The following is an 18062-nucleotide window of genomic DNA, read 5'->3' as shown; positions in this document are numbered from 1 at the left end:
GAATCTACCAGGCGTCCCTCAGCCGTGGTCCCTGCGGCGCCACTCGACCAGCAGGTGGAACGAGTGCTGATCGGACCATCGCCGCAGGACGGAGAGGGCCGACCGCTGCGGCGCCGAACGCTGCGGGTCTTCGAAGGTGCGGGGCGGGCGAGTACTCTCGGGAGCCTCATGGCACGCGACAACGAACCGACCGTCACCCTCACCGATCCGCTCGAGGAGCGCCTGCGCGCGCAGGTCGCCCGCGAGGGGGAGCGCAACGTCGCTCTGCGATCCGCGGCCCTGCTCACCGGCGGGTACGAGGGCGAGTCCTTCCTCCTCACCGTGGGCGGCGAGCACGCCGACGGGATCCTCAAGGGAGCGCCCTCCCTCTACTGGCCCGAGCTCTGGGGCGCCCGCGCGCTCCTCTACGTCTGGGACGACGACGCCGCCGACGCGGTGACCGCCGGACTCGCGAACCCCTCCTGGCGCGTCCGCGAGATGTGCGCCCGCGTCTGCGCCGAGCGCGTGCTGGGCGGGCAGAAGAAGCTGTCCCGCCTGACCACCGATGAGCACCCCCGGGTCCGCGCGGCCGGAGCGCGCGCTCTCGTGGCGGCCGCTCTGGCGGGGATCTCCTCCGGTCGCGACGCGAAGGGCGAGTTCGCGGCGAGCGTCGAGGCCGTCCTGACGGGCATGCTCCGCGACCCGGACCGCGACGTCCGCCGCGCCGCGCAGCAGTCGGCCGACGCGCTGCGGGACGCCCGCTCGGCCTGAGCGGACCGCCCGCCGGCGGTCGAGGCGTCGCGAAGGGCCGCCTCCCGGCTCGGATGACGACCGTTCGTGACGCCTCGGAGCCCCGGGGGCTCAGCCGACCAGGTGCGTCGCGCGCTCGAAGGCGCGCTTCAGCTCGTCGCGCTTGCGAGGCTGGCTCATCGCCCGCTGGCCGGGGCTCCAGGAGTCGATGACCGTCGGGCCGTCGACCAGGTACGGCTCGATGTTCTTCTTCCAGCCGCTGGTCGGCGCGGTCCCGGCGTTGACGACGACCCGCAGGTCGGGGAGCAGCGGCAGGAGCCGGCGCAGCTCCATCGCGCCCTGCCGCACCTCGTCCGCGTCGGGGGCGCCGTCGAGCTGCCACGGCACGATGTTCCAGACCAGGGTGCGGGCGTGCAGTCCGACCTCGTCGCGGAGGGTCCAGGTCGAGGCGGCGGTCGCATCGTCGTTGTCGACCGAGACGAAGCCGGAGCCGTCGGGGCCGGCCGACATCGGTCCCGGGGCCTCCAGCACGATGAGCGCACGCGCCTCGACGCCGGCCTCGGCCGGGTCGAAGTCGGGCACCACGGCACCGGGATGCCTGCGCGTGCGCCGGGCGAGGAGCTCCTCGCGGAACGCCCGGAGGGGCTGCACCGAGGGCTCGTCCTCGAGCAGGGCCCGGCGCTCGTCGAGGGCGGAGCGGTCGCGGAAGCCGTAAGGCTCGGTCAGGAACACCCTCCGAGGCTAGTCGCGATCCGCCCAGCCGCGGGAGGCGGGCCTGCGGGCGCCCTCCTGGGTGACCCCGGCAGGGCCTGGCTCGCGCCGCCCCCGGCTCCTACGGTCTGACTGCAGTCGAGAATCTGGACCGGAGGGGGTCACCGTGTCGGACGAGCCGTCAGTGAGCATCGGGGTTCCGTACGTCGAAGGGGGGTCGTCGCCGCAGGTGCTGGACGTGTACAGCAGGTCGGTGTCCCCGGCCGAGGACGCCGCTCGGCCGGCCGTCGTGCTGATCCACGGCGGCGGGTGGTTCCGGGGCGACAAGAGCAAGGAGCGGGCGCTCGCGACGATGCTGGTCGACGCCGGCTACCTCGTGTTCGCGGCGGACTACCGCGAGGCTCCGGACTCGGTCTTCCCGGCCAGCAGGGACGACGTGCTCGCCGCGGAGCGGTGGGCGGTCGCGTCCGAGTGGGCGTTCGACCGGAGCAGGCTGGCGTTCTTCGGCGGATCGGCGGGCGGGAACCTGGTCGTGGAGGCCGCGATCGCCACCGGCCGGCCCGCCGTCAGCTGGTCGGGGATGTTCGACCTCCTCGGCATCGTCGAGGCGACCGACGACCTCCCGGCCACGCCGACGACGCAGGACCTCGACGCCATGAAGAGCGCCGACATCAACCAGACCGGCCGGAACGACGCCTTCCTGCGCTGGACGATCCTCAACGAGGTCGGGGGCGACCGCGGGCTGCTCACCGCCGCCTCCACGACGCGCCACGCCTCCTCGGACGGCGGGCCGGTGTTCCTGGCCAACTCGCTCGGCGAGTTCGTCCCCGTGAGCGACGCGCAGGCCATGCAGGGGGCGCTCTCCGCGGTCGGAGTCGCCAGCACGCTGCAGCTGATCCCGGGCACCCGTCACGCCGAGGGGTACACGGAGGCGGCCATCGGCCCCTCGCTCGCCTTCCTCCGCGACGCCCTCCCGCTGGCCCGAGCATGACGACGACGGAGTTCGCCGGAGTCGGAAACGTCTTCTACTTCGTCGACGACCTCGACGCCGCTGTCGCCTGGTACTCGGCGAGGCTCGGGCGCGAGCCCGTCGTCCGCGGCGGGGCGCTCGTGGCCTACGACCTGGACGGCACCCGCCTGACGCTGCACGAGCGGGACGAGCTGAACCGGCCCGGACCCGACGGCACGAGCCCGTACTGGACGGTCCCCGACGTCGACGCCGTCGTCGCCGACTGGACGGCGAACGGCGCCGTCGCCCACCGCGGTCCGAAGACGGTGTTCACGGGGGAGCGGCTGTGCCAGCTGCTGGACCCGTTCGGCAACCTCTTCTCGGTGCGGCAGGCCGTGCCCCGTGACTGAGGACGTCGCTCCGGCTCCCGCTCCCGCCGCCCCGGCGCAGACGTCCGCGCCGGCGCAGCCGTCGGCCTGGGCGCCCATGGCGATCACCGCCTTCCGGGTGCTGTGGTTCGCCCAGCTGGGCAGCAACATCGGCACCTGGATGCAGACCGTCGGAGCCCAGTGGTACCTGGTCGAGGCGGCCGCGGGCGCGGCGGTCGTCGCGCTGGTGCAGACGGCGAGCCTGGCGCCCTCGATCCTCGTCGCCCTCCCCGCGGGCGTGCTGGCCGACTCGCTCGACCGGCGGCGGCTGCTCATCTGGGGGTCGTCGGCCAGCGCGCTGCTGGCGGCCGCTCTGACGGTCGTGGCGGCGGTCGGCGCGCTGACGCCGTGGACGATCCTGGCCTTCACCTTCCTCCTCGGCATCACCTCCACCCTGACCTCGCCGGCCTGGCAGGCGATCCAGCCGGAGCTCGTGCCCCGGAACCTGATCGCGGCGTCGTCGGCCCTCGGCGGCGTGACCGTGAACGGCGCCCGCGCGGTCGGCCCGGCCCTGGCGGGAGTCGTCCTCTCGGCGTTCGGCGCTCCGGTGGTCTTCGGCATCAACGCCCTGAGCTTCATCGGCGCCGTGCTCGCCCTGCTCTGGTGGAAGCGGCCGGCGCAGACCGGCCTCGACGACCGCGAGCAGTTCGGCGCCGCGCTGAAGGGAGGGATCCGGTACGTCGCCTCCGCGCACCTCGTCCGCCGGATCCTCCTCCGCTCCGCGCTCTTCGCCCTGCCCGCCAGTGCGCTCTGGGCGCTGCTGCCGCTCACCGCGAAGCGCCTCCAGCTCGACTCCAGCGGCTACGGCTTCCTCCTCGGGGCCCTCGGTGCCGGTGCCGTGCTCGGCGTCTTCGCCCTGCCGCTCGCCCGCCGGAAGCTCTCGGACGACGACGTCATCGGGGCGAGCGCCGTGCTGTTCGCGGCGGGGACTCTCGCGGCGGCCTTCCTGCCCCTCGTTCCGGCCCTGCTGCTGCTGGTCCTCGCGGGGCTGGCCTGGATCGGCACCCTCACCGTGCTGAACGCGGCACTGCAGCTCACACTGCCGCAGTGGGTGCGGTCCCGCGGAGCCTCGATCTACATCCTGGTCTTCATGGGGACCATGGCGGTCGGCTCGATCGGCTGGGGCCTGGCCGCGCAGGTGCTCGGCACCGCGCCCGCGTACGCCGCGGCGGCCGCTCTGCTCCTCCTCGTGGCGGCCAGCGTGCGGGTGCTGCCCCTGCTGCCGGGGACGGGAACCGTCGACCGCAGCATCTCGATGTCGTGGCCCACGCCCACGCTGGTGTTCGAGCCGGAGCCGACGGACGGGCCGGTGATGGTGCAAATCTCGTGGACGGTCCGCCCCGACTCCCTCGCGGACTTCCGATCGGCCATGCGGCTGCTGGAGAGCTCCCGCCGCCGGACCGGCGCCTCGCGCTGGGCGCTCTACCGGAGCGGGGAGGAGGCCGACGTGCAGCTAGAGACGTTCATGGTGCCCTCGTGGGGCGAGTTCCGGCGGCAGGAGACCCAGCGGCTCACCGGCCGCGACCGCGAGATCCGCGCGGCGGCGCTGACCCACGCCGACGGCGATCCCGTCGAGCGGCACTTCTTCCCGAGCACGACGCCCTCCTCCTGAGAGAGGGAGCGGCGGCGAGCCGTCCCCGTGATCGTCGAGACGGCCGGCGTGCGAGCGGTGTCTCGGCGGATGTCTCGCCCCGCGTCCCGGGCGCGAGGGCGGAGGTGCGCTGCGGTCAGCCGCCGACGGTGGAGCCGAAGCCGGACTTGCCGGAGGAGCCGAAGCCGCCGGAGAGGGTCGCCTTCGAGCCGACGGTCGAGCCGGCCGGCGCGCGCTGCACGACGTCGGGCTGGGTCGCTCCGCGGGCCGCGAAGCCGCCGGACGCGACGGGCGCCCAGCTGGTCGCCCGCGTCGAGTTCCAGCGCGAGGACGCGAAGATCAGCGGGCCGAGCCAGAAGCCGCCGGCGTAGTGCCCGCGGTACTCGTCGGTCGCCTCGCACAGCTGCTCGGGGTCGTCGCCGACCTCCTCGCCCTGCGCCTGGAGCTGGGCGATCTGCTCCCGCACGTCGGCGAGGCAGTCCTCGCGGCTCGCGTAGACGGGGCGCTCGGCGTTCTCGGGGATGACGTAGTCCTGGCCGTCGGCTCCCGTGGCGACGACGCCGTCGGTCGAGGGGCCGCCGTTCGCGAGGGCGACGGCGAGGCCGACCGCGCCGACCGCGACCGCGCCGCCGATGAGCAGGCCGCGGCGGTTCTTCGCGATGCCGCTGATGCCGACGCTCCGGGAGCGGTGGGGAGCGGTGCGGGTGGAGCCGTCGCCGCGGCCGGTGCCGCCGCTCGAGCCGCCGCCCGGCGTGCCGGAGCCCGCCCCGGGCTCGCGGCTGCCCCAGTCGTTCCCGGAGCTCGGCGTCCCCGAATCGCCGGGGGTGCGGTCGTCGTCCGTCATCGGATCTCCTCGTCCTGCGGGCGGGCCGCGCGGGTGTCCTGCGGCCGGTCGTGCTCGGGGGCGCCGTACTCGGGCGCGGGGGTGCCGGGCGCGGGAGCGCCGTAGGCGGGGGCGGCGCCGTGCCCGGGGCGGGAGGCGGCCGACGCGGCGTCCGCGTCCGTCGCGGCCCCGTCGCTCCGTCCGCCCTCGATGTAGTGGGGGACGAACTCCGCCAGGTCGCCGGTGATCAGGCCGCTCGTCTCGCGCACGTCGATGCCGGCCGGGGTCTCGCCGACGATCCAGCTGCCGATGACGACGGTCTTCCCGTCGACCCGGGCCAGTTCGGCGCGCTCCTGGTGGATGAAGCCCTCGGCGCCGTAGCTCCCGCCGTTCTCGGCAACGACCGAGCCGTCGGCGTCGAGGACCGTCACGTTGGCGCCCTCCCGGCCCAGGCGCGGCTTGCGCACCTGCGCGGTGCCGGGCAGCGGATGCACGGAGGCGGGCAGCAGGTTCGGGTGGCCGCGGAACATCTCCCACAGCACCACCAGCAGCTGCTTGTTGCTGAGCAGGAGCTTCCACGCCGGCTCGACCCAGCGGGTGCGCTCGCGCCGGTCGAGGAGGAGGCCGCCGAACTGCTCGCCGAGCATCCATTCCCACGGGTACAGCTTGAAGACGTGGCGGATCGGCTCGCCGTCGCCGTCGAGGAAGCCGGCGCCGTCGAGCTCGTAGCGGATGTCCTCGACGAAGATCAGCTTGGGGTCGAAGCCGGCCTGCGCCGCGGTCTCGGCCATGTAGGCGACGGTGTCGGCGTCCTCGACGATCATCTCGCCGTCTCCGGAGTCGTGCAGCGACGCGAGGTGCAGCCGGGCGCCCTCGTCGAGGCTCCAGCGCTCGAGGCGGAGGTGGCGCCACTGTTCGACGAGCTGCTCGTGCAGGCTGTTGAACTGGTCGGCGTCGGGCCCCTTCGTCTCGACGAGCCACTGCCACTGGGCCGCGGCCGTCTCGACCAGCGAGGTCGGGGTGTCGGCGTTGAACTCGAGCAGCTTCACCGCGCCCGCGCCGTCGTAGGCGAGGTCGAAGCGGCCGTAGACCGTGGGGTCGTCCTCGTCCCACGAGGTGCGCACCAGGTCGTGGAAGCGGGGCGGGATGCCGAACTCGGCGAAGCGGCCCTTCCGCACCACGAGCTCGCACGCCTCCATGCAGAGGTCGAAGAGCTCCGAGGTCGTGCGCTCGAGCAGGTCGATCTCGGCGGGCTCGAAGGAGTACGCCGCGGACTCGTTCCAGTAGGGGCGGCCGCCCTCGGAGGGGAGGTCGTAGAAGCTGAAGCCGATCTCGTCGCAGCGGGCTCGCCAGTCCGGTCGCGGAGTAAGGGTGTGTCTGCGCATGATGTCCGGCAAGTGTAGGTCGGGCGTCCGCGTGAGGGCAGGGGGTGGCGCCGTCCTCCGCGCTAGCCTCGACGGGAGCGAAAGGCCGTGCCATGACCGCACCCCTCCCGCTCGCGGGCGTCCGCGTCCTCGAGCTCGGCAACTTCATCGCGGCGCCCACCGCGGGCCGGCTGCTCGCCGACTTCGGCGCCGAGGTGATCAAGGTGGAGCGGCCGGGCACGGGGGACGAGCTGCGCCGCTGGCGGCTGCACGAGGGGTCCGAGACCTCGCTCCTCTTCCACACGATCAACCGCAACAAGCGCTCGATCGCGCTCGACCTGCGCACGGACGAGGGGCGCGACGCCGTCCGCCGCCTGGTCGCCGAGTGCGACGTGGTGCTCGAGAACTTCCGTCCCGGCACGCTCGAGCGCTGGGGGATCGGGCCGGACGTGCTCGACGAGGCCCGGCCCGGCATCGTGATCGGCCGCATCTCCGCCTTCGGGCAGACCGGCCCGCTGTCGGCCCGGCCCGGGTTCGCGGCGGTCGCGGAGGCGATGGGCGGGTTCCGCGAGCTGGTCGGCGACCCGGACCGGCCGCCCGTGCGCGTCGGCGTCTCGATCGGCGACTCGATCGCCGGGCTGTACGCGGGCTACGGAGTGATGATGGCGCTGTTCCAGCGCGAGACCCGCCGCTCCGCCGGGCTGGATCCGGCACCGCTGGCGGAGCGGGTCGTCGACGTGGCGCTGCACGAGGCGATGTTCTCGATGACGGAGTCGCTGATCCCCGACTTCCAGGCGCACGGCATCGTCCGGGAGCGGGTCGGCGGGCGGATGGAGGGCATCGCCCCGACCAACGCCTACACCTGCGCCGACGGGGCGAGCATCGTGATCGCGGGGAACGCGGACGCGATCTTCCAGCGGCTGATGGCGGTGATCGGCCGCGCCGACCTGGGCGAGGACCCGGCGCTCGCCTCGAACGAGCAGCGCTGGGCCCGGCGCGACGAGCTGGACGCGGTGATCGGCGCGTGGACGGCGGGCCGCACCGCCGCCGAGGCGCTCGCGGTCCTCGACGACGAGGGCGTCCCCTCCGGCCCGATCTACACGGCCGCCGACATCAGCGCGAGCGAGCAGTACGCGGCGCGCGACATGATCCAGGCCTTCGACGTCGAGGACGCCGGCGGCACCCTGCGCGGCGTGGGCTTCCCGGGGATCGTGCCGGTGCTCGGCGGCCGCTCCCTCCCCATCCGCTCGCTCGCGCCCGACCTGGGCCAGGACACCGAGGAGGTGCTGGGGATGCTCCGGCGCACCGGTCCCGCTGCTCCCTCCGCCGGCGGGGCTGCTGCTGCAGCTCCGGCCGCTGCTGCTGCTCCCTCCGCCGCCGCTGCCGAGGAGACCGGCCGGTGACCGCGCTCGCCTCCGCGCGCCTGCGCGACGTCACCCTCCGCGACGGCCTGCAGCTCACCGGCAAGCTCCTGACGACCGAGCGCAAGGTCGACCTCGCGCGCACGCTGCTCGCCGCGGGAGTGCCCGAGCTCGAGATCGGCTCGCTCGCGCGCGGCGACCTCGTCCCTCCGATGGCCGACACCCTCGACGTGATCGCCGCGCTCACTCCCGAGGAGCTGGAGCGGTGCTGGGTGTGGGTCGCGACTCCGCGCCACGTCGAGCGTGCGGCCGCCGCGGGGGCGCGCCGCTTCCAGTACTGCTTCTCGGCGTCCGACTCGCACAACCTCGCCAACGTCGGCAGGCCGACCGAGGCGAGCCTGGCCGCGATGCCGGAGGCGGTCGAGCTCGCCGAGAGCGTCGGCGGGCGGATCCAGCTGTGCATCGCCACCTCCTTCACCTGCCCGTTCGAGGGCCCGGTCGACCCGGAGCGCGTGCTCGCGATCGCGCGTGACCCGCGAGCGGCGGGAGCGGCCGACGTGGTCGTCTGCGACACGCTCGGTCAGGCGCACGCCGGCCAGGTGGCGTCGCTCGTCTCGCGCGTGGCCGCGGAGACCCCGCCCCGCGAGATCGTGTTCCACGGCCACGACACCTGGGGCTCGGGCGTCGCGAACGCGATCGCCGCCGTGCAGGCCGGGGCCGCGGTGGTCGACGGCGCGCTCGGCGGCCTCGGCGGCTGCCCCTTCGCACCGGGCGCCAGCGGCAACACGGCGACCGAGGACCTCCTGTTCGCCCTGCGCCCCGACTGGTTCACGCCCGGCGCGCTCGCGGTCCTCGTCGGCGAGTCGGAGGCGCTGCTCGCCGAGCTCGGCGAGCCCGGCCGCTCGAAGGCCGCGCAGGGCGCCCGCTCGAACGCTCCCGCCTTCCCCTGGGCGCTCTGAGCGGATCGTCCCCCGCCCGCCGGTCCGAGGCGTCGCGAACGGTCGCCTCCCGCCGCGGAGGACGACCGTTCGCGACGCCTCGACAGCGGCGTGCGGGGTCAGCGCGCGAGCAGTGCGCCGAGGCGTGCGCGCTCGGCGCGGAGGACGTCGACCAGGAGGGACCCCTCGGGCGCGGCGAGCCAGCGCTCCAGGGCGAGGTCGAAGAGGGCGGAGGCCGCGAGGGCGGCGAGGGCCGCGTCCTCCGGCGCGACTCCGGCGTCGACGAGGGCGGCGCGCATGCTCTCGGCGAGGGCGGCCGACTTCAGGAGCTCGCGCTCACGCAGCTGCGGCTCGGAGCGCACAACGGCACGGCGGGCGGAAATCTGAGCGCGCCAGGTCTGGAGGTCGCCCGAGGCGGCCGCCTCGAGGCCGTGCATCACGAGGTCCATCGGCGCGAGGCCGGCGGGGGCGCCGGCGAGCAGGCGGCCGACGATCTCGGGGAACTCGCGCTCGCGGAGGAAGAGGACGTCGCGCTTGTCCGCGAAGTGGCGGAAGAAGGTGCGGGTGGTGAGCCCGGCGCGCTCTGCGATCGCGGGGACGGTGGTGCCCGCGTAGCCGTGCTCGGCGAAGAGCTCCATCGCCGCCTGCTCGAGGCGGAGGGCGGCATCGGGGGCCCAGCGTGACATCCGCCCAGGATAGCTGACGACACGACGTGTCATCAGGAGTAGTGTGACGACACGTCCTGCCATCACTTCCGACTGGAGCCGCCCGTGCCCGAGAACGCCGCCGCCCTGCTGACCGCCCCTCGGGCCGACCTCGTCGTCCGCCCCGCTCCGATGCCCGTCCCCAGTCCGGGGGAGGTCCTGCTGCGCAACCGCGCCCTGGCCGTGAATCCGGTCGACGAGATGAAGCAGTGGACGGGCGATCTGACGTTCCGGTGGGTGCCGTACCCGGCGGTGCTCGGGGAGGACGTGGCGGGAGTGGTCGAGGCGGTCGGCCCTGGAGTGACGCGCTTCGCCGTCGGCGACCGGGTCGTCGCGTACGCGGTCGGGATGGAGCGCGGGCGGCGGAACCGCGACGAGGGCGCCTTCCAGGAGTACACGGTCGTGCGCGAGGACCTGGCGGCGCCGATCCCCGACCGGCTGGGCTTCGAGGAGGCGGCGGTGCTGCCGCTCGCGGTCTCGACGGCGGCGACGGCGCTGTTCCAGCGGGACCACCTCGCCCTGCCGCACCCGAGCGTCGCGGTCCGGCCGACGGGCAGGACGGTCGTGGTCTGGGGCGGGACGACGAGCGTGGGGAGCAACGCGATCCAGCTCGCCGTCGCCTCCGGGCACCGCGTCGCGACGACCGCGTCGCCTCGCAACCACGAGCGGATGCGCGAGCTGGGCGCCGAGATCGTGCTCGACTACCGCAGCCCCACCGTCGTCGCCGACCTGGTGGCGGCGCTCGCGGGCCACGAGGTCGCGGGGGTGCTCGCGATCGGGACGGGCTCCGGTGCTCCGTCGGTGGCGGTGGCCGCAGCCACCGGAGCGCGACGCGTCGCCCTGGCCAGCCCCTCCGTCTCGTTCGGCTCGCTCCCGCGCCGGCGCGGTGTCAGCGCCGCCTTCGTGCGGACGATGCTGCGCGTGGTCGGCGGCACCGCGGCGCTGCAGATCGCGGCCCGGCGCCGCGGCATCCGCGCCCGCTTCGTCTGGGGCGGCTCGCTGATGACGAACGAGGTGGGGCCGATGCTGTGGCGCGACCACCTGCCGGCGGCGCTCGCCGAGGGCCGTCACGTCTGCGCCCCGGCGCCCGAGGTGGTGGGTGAGGGGCTCGCCGCGCTGCAGCCCGCCCTCGACCGGCTGCACGAGGGTGTGTCGGCGGTGAAGCTGGTCGTCCGCCTCTGAGGGCGGGCTCCGGGAGGCCGGGCTCCGACCGGCCCCGTGCGGAGGGATCGAGCGGGGTCCGGCCCCGAGCGACCAGCCCGGGGATCCGGCCGGGTTCCTCCGGTCCGCCGCCGCCCGCCGCAGCCGCTCCGCCCGAGCCGTGCCGCCGAGTGGCCGCAGCGCCGGAGCCTCGGTATCGTGGCGCGCTCCGACGCGACCCGAGGAGATCCCGTGATCCGCCGCACCGCCCCCGGAGCCGCCGCGCTCCTCCTGCTCGCCCTGACCGGCTGCTCCGCCGGGTCGTCGTCCGCGTCGTCCCCGTCCGCCACTCCGGAGCCCGTCGGCGGCCTCGGGGTCGCCGTCTCGGCGCTCTGCGAGCCCGGCTCCGATCCGCAGTGCGTCCCGGTCGGCGGGCAGGACGTCCTCGTCGATCCCGAGGACTTCACCCGCGCGGGCGTCGCCGCGGTCGAGGCCGATCCGAGCACGGGGGTCGTCGACGTCCGGTTCGACGAGGCGGGCGCCGCCCTCCTGCGCCGCGGCTCGCAGGCGGCCATCGACGAGGGGGCCGACGCCCGGCTCCTCCTCCGCGTGGGCGACCGGGTCGAGTCTGCGCTCTCCGTCATGCAGCCGATCGAGGGCGACACCGTGCAGACCGTTCCCGCGGAGGGCGACGCGCAGGGGCTGGTCGACCGGATCCTCGCCGGCTGACGCCCGCCTAGGATCGGCGCATGGCGAAGGGTTTCCGCACGGAGCGCGCGCAGGCGCTCCTCCTCGCGCAGCCCTGGGCGCTCTCGCTGGTGAGCGCCGTCTTCGTGGCGGGGATGCTCTGGCTGGCGGCGGACGCGGGCTGGGATCTCGGCGCGGTCGTCGGCGGCGGACGCCGGCACGCGCCGCTGTGGCTGGTGCTCCTGCTCGGCCTGCCGCTGTTCGGCGCCGGAGTGGTGCTCGGCGCGGTCCGGCAGGTGCGGCTCCTGCGGCGGCCGGCGGCGCCGCCCGTCCCGAGTCCGGAGGCGGAGCGGCTGCGGCGCGAGGGCCCGGGCTGGCTCAGCCGGCGCGAGGACGAGCGAGCGGCGCAGGGCGGGACCGGGAGCGCGCAGGGCGGCACCGGCGGCACACCGGACGTGATCGGCAGCGCTCCCGACGGCACGGACGACCCGCGCGACGAGGCCCGCTGACCGCGCCTCAGAGGTGCAGCATCCCCCAGTCGATGATCACGGCCAGCGCCGTGTAGGCCGCGGCCACTGCTCCGACCGCCTTGCCCGCGCGGTCGAGGTCGGCCTGCGGGTCCGGACCGGCGTCGGCGACGACCCGGAGCAGCGCTCCGACCAGCGCGATCAGCGTGATCGCCAGGATCCAGACCTTGAGCGACGCGTGCGGATCGACATGCGCGAGCGTCAGCGCGACGACCGGCACCGCCACCACGAGCACCGACGCCAGCACCAGGAGGCAGCCGCGCCGGGTGAGGCCGGTCGGCCCGAAGGAGCCGCCGCGCATCCAGGCGCGCACGCGCTGCCTCCGCGAGGCGGGCGGACCGCCGGCGGAGTCCGCGTCGGTCGAGGGCCCCCAGTCCTGCGCGGTCGTCATCGCGCGGTGCCGGAGCGGTCGGGAGTCGGGCTGGGCCGCATCGGGTCCTCCAGGGGACGAGGGGGCGCGTCGGACGGTGGTGCCGACCCCTCAGTCTCGGGAGCGCGTCCAGCAGCGGCAAGCGCCTCTACCGGACATGTCCGGAAGAGGACGCTCAGGCCCGTCCCTGCAGGATCAGATTCCAGTACACCCACGGCAGGACGCGGCGGTCGGCGAGGTAGGTGAGGCGCCGCTCCTTCGCCAGACCCGTCCAGAAGGGGACGGTCGGCTTCGGGCGGTAGCGGTCGTCGAACTCGGCGAACACCACGCTCGAGCGCGAGACCACGAAGGGGCAGACGGAGTAGCCGTTGTACACGCGGGGGAGCGGGCGGCCCTTCTGCGCGGCGACGAGGTTCTTCGCGAGCGTGGTGGTCTGCTGGCGCAGCGCTCCTCCGGACTTCGAGTTGACCGTGGCCGCCGCGTCGCCGAGCGCCCAGACGTCGGGGAACCGTGGGTGCCGCAGGGTCAGCGGGTCGACCTCGACGAAGCCGCCCTCGTCGCCCTCGGCGGCCAGTCCGGTGCCGGCCAGCCAGTCGGGGGCCGACTGCGGGGGCACGGCGTGCAGCACGTCGTACGACAGCGTCTCGCGCGGGCCGTCGGTCGAGCGCCGCGCGCGGTCGGGGCCGGGGAGGGCGGTCGCGCGCTCGTCGACGGCGAGGACGACCCGCCGCTCGGCCGCGTCGACCTCGACCAGCTCGCGGCCGTAGCGGACCTCGATCCCGTACTCCGCCACCTTCCGCTCGAGCTCGGAGTCGATCAGCGGCATCCCGAACAGGGTGGGGGTCGGCACGACGAGCACAACGCGGATGCGGTCGAGGACGCCGGTCGCGCGCCAGTAGTCGCAGGCGAGGTACATCGGCTTCTGCGAGGCGCCGGAGCAGGTGCCGGGGCCGCCGGGCTGCGTGAAGACGACGGTGCCGGAGCGGACCTCGCGGAGCACCTGCGACGCCTTGCGGGCGTACTCGTACTCGTAGTTGGACACTCCGAACGGCGAGTCCATCGCCTCCTGGAGCCCGGGGACCGCGGCCCAGTCCTTCTGGATCCCGGGGCAGACGACGAGCTGCCCGTAGCCGACGGTGCGGCCGGAGAGGAGGGTGACCGTGTGCGCGACCGGGTCGAGCGTCTCGACGCGGTCCTGGATCCAGACGACCCCCTTCGGTGTCACCGAGCCCTGGGGCCGGGTCGCCGCGGAGGCGGGTGCTGTGCCGCCCGCGACGTGGGAGAGCATCGGCTGGTAGACGTGGGTCGACCGGGGCTCGATCACCGCGACGTCGTCCACTCCGGAGCGCCGCAGGCGTCCCGCGGTCGAGAGTCCGGCGTTGCCGCCGCCGATGATGAGGACGTCGTGGCGGGCCGCGCCGGGATCGGTCATGGCCTCACCCTAGGCGCGCGCCGGGGCGAGCGGACGGGCTTGCGCAGACCCGCGGAAGGGGGGTGCGCTCGGAGTGCCCCGGGACGGTGATCCCGCACGGCCGCCCGGCTCGCGTCAGGCCGCCTCGAGCGCCTGGATCGCGGTCCTCGCGGTCGCGCAGGGGTAGGAGTCGTACCCGTCGTGGGCGTCGAAGGCGCGGCACTCGGCGCAGCGCAGCCGCACTCCGGCGCCGCCCTCGAGGACGCGCTCGGGGCGGTGCCCGTGCAGGATGACGGCGAGGCTCGCGACGAGGGGGTCGCTGCTCACCAGCGCGCTCCGCAGCGCCTCCGACCGGCGGCGGAGGTAGTCGTCCGCCACGGCGTCGATCGACTGCTCGGGGAGGTCCGGCTCGGGCCAGGAGGCGGGCCGCTCGACGGGCAGGTCGAGCTCGTCGAAGCCCATCGACCAGTCCGGGAACCGGCGCTGCTCGTGCACGCTGGTCCAGACGGTGACCACTCCCTCGTGCCGCGGGTCGGCGAGGATCCGCGCGTAGAGCGAGCGCACGTCGGACTCCTCGCCCTCGAGCAGCTGCATCACGCGGCGGCCGCGGAAGACGAGCATCCCCGAGACGCCGTGCTCGACGTTGTTGCGGCGGCTCGTCTCGAGCAGCCGGCGGATCTCCCCCGAGCCCAGGTCGCGGTCGAGGGTGCTGACGTAGACGACGGTGAAGACGAGGGAGTCGCGCCGCGGCGAGTGCTCGACGAGGTGGAGCGCGGCGGGGGAGCGGGCGCCGGTCTCGGGGTCCATCAGGGCCGCGACCTCCGGGAACTCGAGCCAGATCAGGTCCTCCGGAGCGCTCGGCTCCACGGCGGTGACCGCCGGGACCGCGTCCAGCCACTGCGTCCGCTGGCGGAGGTCGGCGGCGACGGCCTTCTCGTCGAGCCCGGGCAGGAGGCCTGCGGCGCCGGAGACGAAGAGGCTCGTCGCGGAGTTGAGCAGCAGCGTCACGACCGTCGCGTGGCCGTCGCCGCCGAGCACGGGGAGCTCGACACTGTCGGTGCGGCCGTGGGCGGCGAGCCCGGAGGCGTAGGAGACGAGTGCGTCGGCGACCGCGTCCCCCACCTGGAAGGTCGCGCCGGCGTACTGGATCTGCTTCACAGCCCTACGATGCGCCTGCGGCGGATCCACGGGTAGGGGTACCGGTGCCGGGTGGAGCGTGCAGGGGTCGCGGCTACTCCCGCCCGAGGAGCACGGAGCGGCGGGACCGCGCCCAGTCGGCCGTCGAGCGGGCCGGCGTCCCCGTGATCCGCTCGACCTCGTCGGTGAGCACGTCGACGCCGTCCAGGCCGCGGCGGGCGACGACTCCGAACTGCCGGCGGAGCCCCTCCGCCTGCCACGCGGACATGCCGGTGAGGCGCAGGACCCCGGCGAACACGCGGCTGGGCAGGTGCAGGTAGCGGACGCGCCGCCCCAGGCCCGCGGTCAGCTCGCGGGCGGCGCCGGGTCCGTCGAGCAGGGCCGGTCCGGTGAGGACGGGCTCGGCGCCGGTGTGCCCTCCCGCCTCGAGGACGCGCGCGGCGACCCGGGCGATGTCGGCGGTGTCGATCCACGGGATGACGCCGCGCCCCATCGTCTGCGGGAGCAGACCGCGCGAGATCGCGGGCGCCGAGGGCTCGAGGTTCGTCAGGAAGCCCGAGGCGTGGAGGATCGTCGCGGGCAGCCCGGAGGCGCGCACCCGCTCGTCGGTCCGCCAGATCGCGCGGCCCCAGGGGAGCGGCGAGTGCTCGGCCGCGTCGCCGCCGCTGAGCTGCACGAGCGCGCGGACGCCCGCCTCCTGGGCGGCGCGGACGGCGGTGGCGCCGTGCTCGGCCTGGCGCGGGGTGGCGGCGGTGACCAGGAAGAGCTGGTCGGCGCCCCGGAGGGCGGCGGTCAGTGCGGCCCCGTCGCCGAGGTCGGCGATCCGCGCGTCGAGGCCGCGGGCCGCGAGGGCCGCCGCCTGCTCCGGCCGGCGGACGATCGCCCGGACGGGCGCGCCGGCCGCCACGAGCCGCTCGAAGGTCTTTCCGCCGACGTCGCCGGTGACTCCGGTGATAGCGATCACGTCGCTCATGATTCCTCCTCGGTATCAACTAACTGATACTCGAAGACTACGCCGGTACGCTCGGTCCATGTCCTCGGAGTTCTCCCTGACCCGCGACGACGTCGACGCGATCGCCGCCTGGACGGTCATCCGCGCCGCCCGCGACCTGGCGAGGCGGGTCGGCGACGCGCTCGCGCCGGTCGGGCTCAGCCCGGTCGAGTTCGGCGTGCTGGCGCAGCTCTCGGCGGCCGACGGGCTGACGCAGGCCGACCTCGCCCGCGCCGTCGGCGTCCGCCCGCAGAGCATGACCGCCCTGGTCGCCGGGCTGGCGGAGCGGGGCCTGCTCGACCGGGGCGCCGAGCGCGGCCGCGGCCGTCACTCCCGGATCGCCCTGACCCCGGCGGGGCGCGACCTCCTCGCGGCCGCCTACCCGCTCGTGCGGGCCGGCAACGCGTGGTTCGGCGGCGAGGAGCGCGCCGACGCCGTCGCGACCGCGCTGCGCCCGCTGCTCGGCGGGCAGCCGGGCCCGGGGCACGAGGTCCCCTGAGCGGACGGGGCGGTGAGGCTCGGCAGCGGGAGAGACGGCTCCTCCTCCGAGCGCTCGTGCACACCCGGCCCCCTCGCGGGTGCCACCGGTACCCTGGTCCGGTGCCCCTGACCCTCCCTCCGCTGAGCCGCGCCCGCGCGCGCGCCGCCGCGGCGTACCCGACCCGGCTGCTGCTGACCAAGCGCGCCTCGGGCACGAACGGATGGCTCAGCTCGTGGGGGACGAACGCGCACGGCGAGATCGCCGGCTGCCCGCCGCCGCGCGGCTGACCCGCGACCGCCCCTCCTCCGGAGCCCGCGGCCGCGTTCCCGCGCTCACCCACCCCTCCGGACGGAACCCCTCATGCCGCACCAGCCCCTGCCCGCCGATCAGGCCCCCCACTCGATCTGGCGGGGACTCCGCCAGACCCTCCAGAAGGACACGGTCGGCGGAGCGTTCCTGCTCACCGCGACCCTCCTCGCCCTGATCGTCGCCAACAGCCCCGCGTCCGCGCTCTACACCGCGGTCCGCGACTTCCGCTTCGGCCCCGAGGCCCTGCACCTCGAGCTGAGCGTCGGGTCGTGGGCGGCCGACGGCCTGCTCGCGATCTTCTTCTTCGTCGTCGGGCTCGAGCTCAAGGAGGAGTTCGTCGCCGGCAAGCTCCGCGACCCCAAGACGGCGCTCGTGCCGATCGTCGCGGCCGTCGGCGGCGTGGCCGTCCCCGCCCTGATCTTCACCGCGGTGAACCTGCCCCGCGGAGGAGCCGCGCTGGACGGCTGGGCGATCCCCGCCGCCACCGACATCGCCTTCGCCGTCGCGGTGATCGCCGTGGTCGGCCGCTTCCTCCCGCCGGCGCTGCGGACGTTCCTCCTCACGCTCGCCGTGGTGGACGACCTCATCGCGATCACGATCATCGCCGTCTTCTACACCGCCGGCATCGACGTGCTGATGCTCCTGCTCGCGCTGGTGCCGCTGGCGGTCTTCGCGGTCTGCGTGCAGCGCGGCGTGCGCGCCTGGTGGGTGCTGATCCCGCTCGGAGTGGCGACGTGGGCGCTCGTGCACGCCTCGGGCATCCACGCCACGGTCGCGGGCGTGCTGCTCGGCTTCACCGTGCCGGTCGTCGCGACGAAGCGCGCCCGAGTGCGGGTGGGGTCGGACGCGGAGGGGCGCCCGGTCTACGACGGCCTCGCCGCGCACTTCGCCGACCGCTGGAGCGTCCTCTCGACCGCGGTCGCGGTGCCGGTCTTCGCGTTCTTCTCGGCCGGAGTGACGGTCGGCGGAGTCGCGGGTCTGGTCGACTCGTTCCAGGACTCGATCGCCGTGGGCATCATCGCAGGCCTCGTGCTCGGCAAGCCGCTCGGCATCGCCGGGAGCACTTTCCTCCTGACCCGGTTCCGCGGCATCGGCCTGGATCCGTCGCTGCGCTGGGTGGACGTGATCGGCATGGCGTTCGTGGCCGGCATCGGATTCACGGTGTCGCTGCTGGTCGGCGAGCTGTCGTTCGGCGCGGGCAGCGAGTCCGACGACCATGTGAAGGTCGGCGTCCTGGCCGGCTCGTTCCTCGCGGCGGTGATCGGAGGCGCGATCCTCTCGGTCCGCAACCGCCACTACCGCCGCCTGCAGGGCTGACGGCCGACGGGATCTCGCGGCGCCTGCTGCCCGGGCGGCTCGATCGGCACGCGCCTCCTGCTGGTCGAGCAGCCGCCGCAGGCGCCCTGTCGAG

General features: G+C 75.0%; 20 protein-coding genes. 12 read left to right on the top strand and 8 right to left on the bottom strand.

Translation table 11 applies throughout. The features are described 5' to 3' along the window. The first annotated feature begins 168 nt into the window (after positions 1-168). The gene (locus tag C5C49_RS07195) at positions 169-750 is read left to right on the top strand and encodes a HEAT repeat domain-containing protein (protein WP_244230570.1); all 582 of its coding nucleotides are present in this window, start codon (positions 169-171) and stop codon (positions 748-750) included. A 90-nt stretch (positions 751-840) separates the two neighbouring features. Here the strand turns inward: C5C49_RS07195 and C5C49_RS07190 are convergent, their stop codons facing one another. Further along, a complete protein-coding gene (locus C5C49_RS07190; RefSeq protein WP_258060547.1) occupies positions 841-1461 on the bottom strand; it encodes a uracil-DNA glycosylase in 621 nt (206 codons plus the stop codon). 232 nt (positions 1462-1693) lie between these two features. Between C5C49_RS07190 and C5C49_RS07185 the strand changes: the two genes are divergently transcribed. From C5C49_RS07185 to C5C49_RS07175, 3 genes are read left to right on the top strand one after another with little or no spacing between them, the layout of a single operon-like run. Next, positions 1694-2431 carry an alpha/beta hydrolase gene (locus C5C49_RS07185; RefSeq protein WP_181135728.1) on the top strand — a complete coding sequence of 246 codons (738 nt, stop codon included), beginning with the start codon at positions 1694-1696 and terminating at the stop codon, positions 2429-2431. After that, entirely contained in the window at positions 2428-2799 is a 372-nt protein-coding gene (locus tag C5C49_RS07180) for a VOC family protein (RefSeq protein WP_104234343.1), read from the top strand. The genes C5C49_RS07185 and C5C49_RS07180 overlap by 4 nt, the downstream gene beginning before the upstream one ends. After that, positions 2792-4429 carry an MFS transporter gene (locus C5C49_RS07175; protein WP_258068410.1) on the top strand — a complete coding sequence of 546 codons (1638 nt, stop codon included), beginning with the start codon at positions 2792-2794 and terminating at the stop codon, positions 4427-4429. Before C5C49_RS07180 ends, C5C49_RS07175 begins: the two co-directional genes overlap by 8 nt. A 115-nt stretch (positions 4430-4544) precedes the next feature. On the opposite strand, the gene C5C49_RS07170 is transcribed toward C5C49_RS07175, so the two are convergent. Both C5C49_RS07170 and C5C49_RS07165 read right to left on the bottom strand, forming a co-directional pair. Continuing rightward, the gene (locus tag C5C49_RS07170; protein WP_104261077.1) at positions 4545-5252 is read right to left on the bottom strand and encodes a hypothetical protein; all 708 of its coding nucleotides are present in this window, start codon (positions 5250-5252) and stop codon (positions 4545-4547) included. Then, on the bottom strand, positions 5249-6616 hold the full coding sequence (locus C5C49_RS07165; protein WP_181135727.1) for a glutathionylspermidine synthase family protein: 1368 nt from the start codon (positions 6614-6616) through the stop codon (positions 5249-5251). The genes C5C49_RS07170 and C5C49_RS07165 overlap by 4 nt, the downstream gene beginning before the upstream one ends. A 92-nt stretch (positions 6617-6708) precedes the next feature. Between C5C49_RS07165 and C5C49_RS07160 the strand changes: the two genes are divergently transcribed. Next, positions 6709-7998 (top strand): CaiB/BaiF CoA-transferase family protein, encoded by a 1290-nt coding sequence (locus tag C5C49_RS07160; protein ID WP_104345784.1) that lies wholly within the window; start codon positions 6709-6711, stop codon positions 7996-7998. After that, positions 7995-8915 (top strand): hydroxymethylglutaryl-CoA lyase, encoded by a 921-nt coding sequence (locus tag C5C49_RS07155; RefSeq protein ID WP_104345783.1) that lies wholly within the window; start codon positions 7995-7997, stop codon positions 8913-8915. The genes C5C49_RS07160 and C5C49_RS07155 overlap by 4 nt, the downstream gene beginning before the upstream one ends. 98 nt (positions 8916-9013) lie before the next feature. Here C5C49_RS07155 and C5C49_RS07150 read toward each other — a convergent pair whose 3' ends face one another. After that, positions 9014-9580, bottom strand: a complete 567-nt coding sequence (locus C5C49_RS07150; protein WP_181135726.1) for a TetR/AcrR family transcriptional regulator — start codon at positions 9578-9580, stop codon at positions 9014-9016. A gap of 84 nt (positions 9581-9664) precedes the next feature. Here C5C49_RS07150 and C5C49_RS07145 point away from each other — a divergent pair, with 84 nt between their 5' ends. The 3 genes from C5C49_RS07145 to C5C49_RS07135 all read left to right on the top strand — a co-directional run bounded on the left by C5C49_RS07145 (position 9665) and on the right by C5C49_RS07135 (position 11934). Continuing rightward, positions 9665-10780, top strand: coding sequence for a zinc-binding alcohol dehydrogenase family protein (locus tag C5C49_RS07145; protein WP_104345781.1), 1116 nt, complete (start codon positions 9665-9667; stop codon positions 10778-10780). A gap of 210 nt (positions 10781-10990) precedes the next feature. Further along, complete coding sequence (locus tag C5C49_RS07140) at positions 10991-11467, top strand: hypothetical protein (protein WP_104345780.1); 477 nt, start codon at positions 10991-10993, stop codon at positions 11465-11467. A gap of 20 nt (positions 11468-11487) precedes the next feature. Next, positions 11488-11934, top strand: a complete 447-nt coding sequence (locus tag C5C49_RS07135; RefSeq protein ID WP_104255608.1) for a hypothetical protein — start codon at positions 11488-11490, stop codon at positions 11932-11934. A 7-nt stretch (positions 11935-11941) separates the two neighbouring features. Here C5C49_RS07135 and C5C49_RS07130 read toward each other — a convergent pair whose 3' ends face one another. From C5C49_RS07130 to C5C49_RS07115, 4 genes are all read right to left on the bottom strand, one after another. Then, positions 11942-12343, bottom strand: coding sequence for a hypothetical protein (locus C5C49_RS07130; RefSeq protein WP_104226999.1), 402 nt, complete (start codon positions 12341-12343; stop codon positions 11942-11944). A 154-nt stretch (positions 12344-12497) separates the two neighbouring features. After that, on the bottom strand, positions 12498-13754 hold the full coding sequence (locus tag C5C49_RS07125; protein ID WP_104269292.1) for an NAD(P)/FAD-dependent oxidoreductase: 1257 nt from the start codon (positions 13752-13754) through the stop codon (positions 12498-12500). 114 nt (positions 13755-13868) lie between these two features. Then, positions 13869-14891, bottom strand: a complete 1023-nt coding sequence (locus C5C49_RS07120) for a BLUF domain-containing protein (protein WP_104345779.1) — start codon at positions 14889-14891, stop codon at positions 13869-13871. A 73-nt stretch (positions 14892-14964) separates the two neighbouring features. Beyond that, positions 14965-15843 carry an NAD(P)H-binding protein gene (locus C5C49_RS07115; protein WP_104345778.1) on the bottom strand — a complete coding sequence of 293 codons (879 nt, stop codon included), beginning with the start codon at positions 15841-15843 and terminating at the stop codon, positions 14965-14967. A gap of 58 nt (positions 15844-15901) precedes the next feature. Here C5C49_RS07115 and C5C49_RS07110 point away from each other — a divergent pair, with 58 nt between their 5' ends. The 3 genes from C5C49_RS07110 to nhaA all read left to right on the top strand — a co-directional run bounded on the left by C5C49_RS07110 (position 15902) and on the right by nhaA (position 17968). Beyond that, the gene (locus C5C49_RS07110; RefSeq protein WP_160035578.1) at positions 15902-16360 is read left to right on the top strand and encodes a MarR family winged helix-turn-helix transcriptional regulator; all 459 of its coding nucleotides are present in this window, start codon (positions 15902-15904) and stop codon (positions 16358-16360) included. Between the two features lie 101 nt (positions 16361-16461). Next, positions 16462-16629 carry a hypothetical protein gene (locus C5C49_RS16935; RefSeq protein ID WP_159940701.1) on the top strand — a complete coding sequence of 56 codons (168 nt, stop codon included), beginning with the start codon at positions 16462-16464 and terminating at the stop codon, positions 16627-16629. Positions 16630-16702: 73 nt separating this feature from the next. Next, positions 16703-17968, top strand: a complete 1266-nt coding sequence (gene nhaA / locus C5C49_RS07105) for a Na+/H+ antiporter NhaA (RefSeq protein WP_104255612.1) — start codon at positions 16703-16705, stop codon at positions 17966-17968. Positions 17969-18062: the final 94 nt, after the last annotated feature.

Source organism: Rathayibacter sp. AY1E2 (assembly GCF_002932325.1).
In the GTDB taxonomy this organism is placed as follows: Bacteria; Actinomycetota; Actinomycetes; order Actinomycetales; family Microbacteriaceae; genus Rathayibacter.
This window is presented reverse-complemented; position numbering and strand designations above follow the sequence as displayed.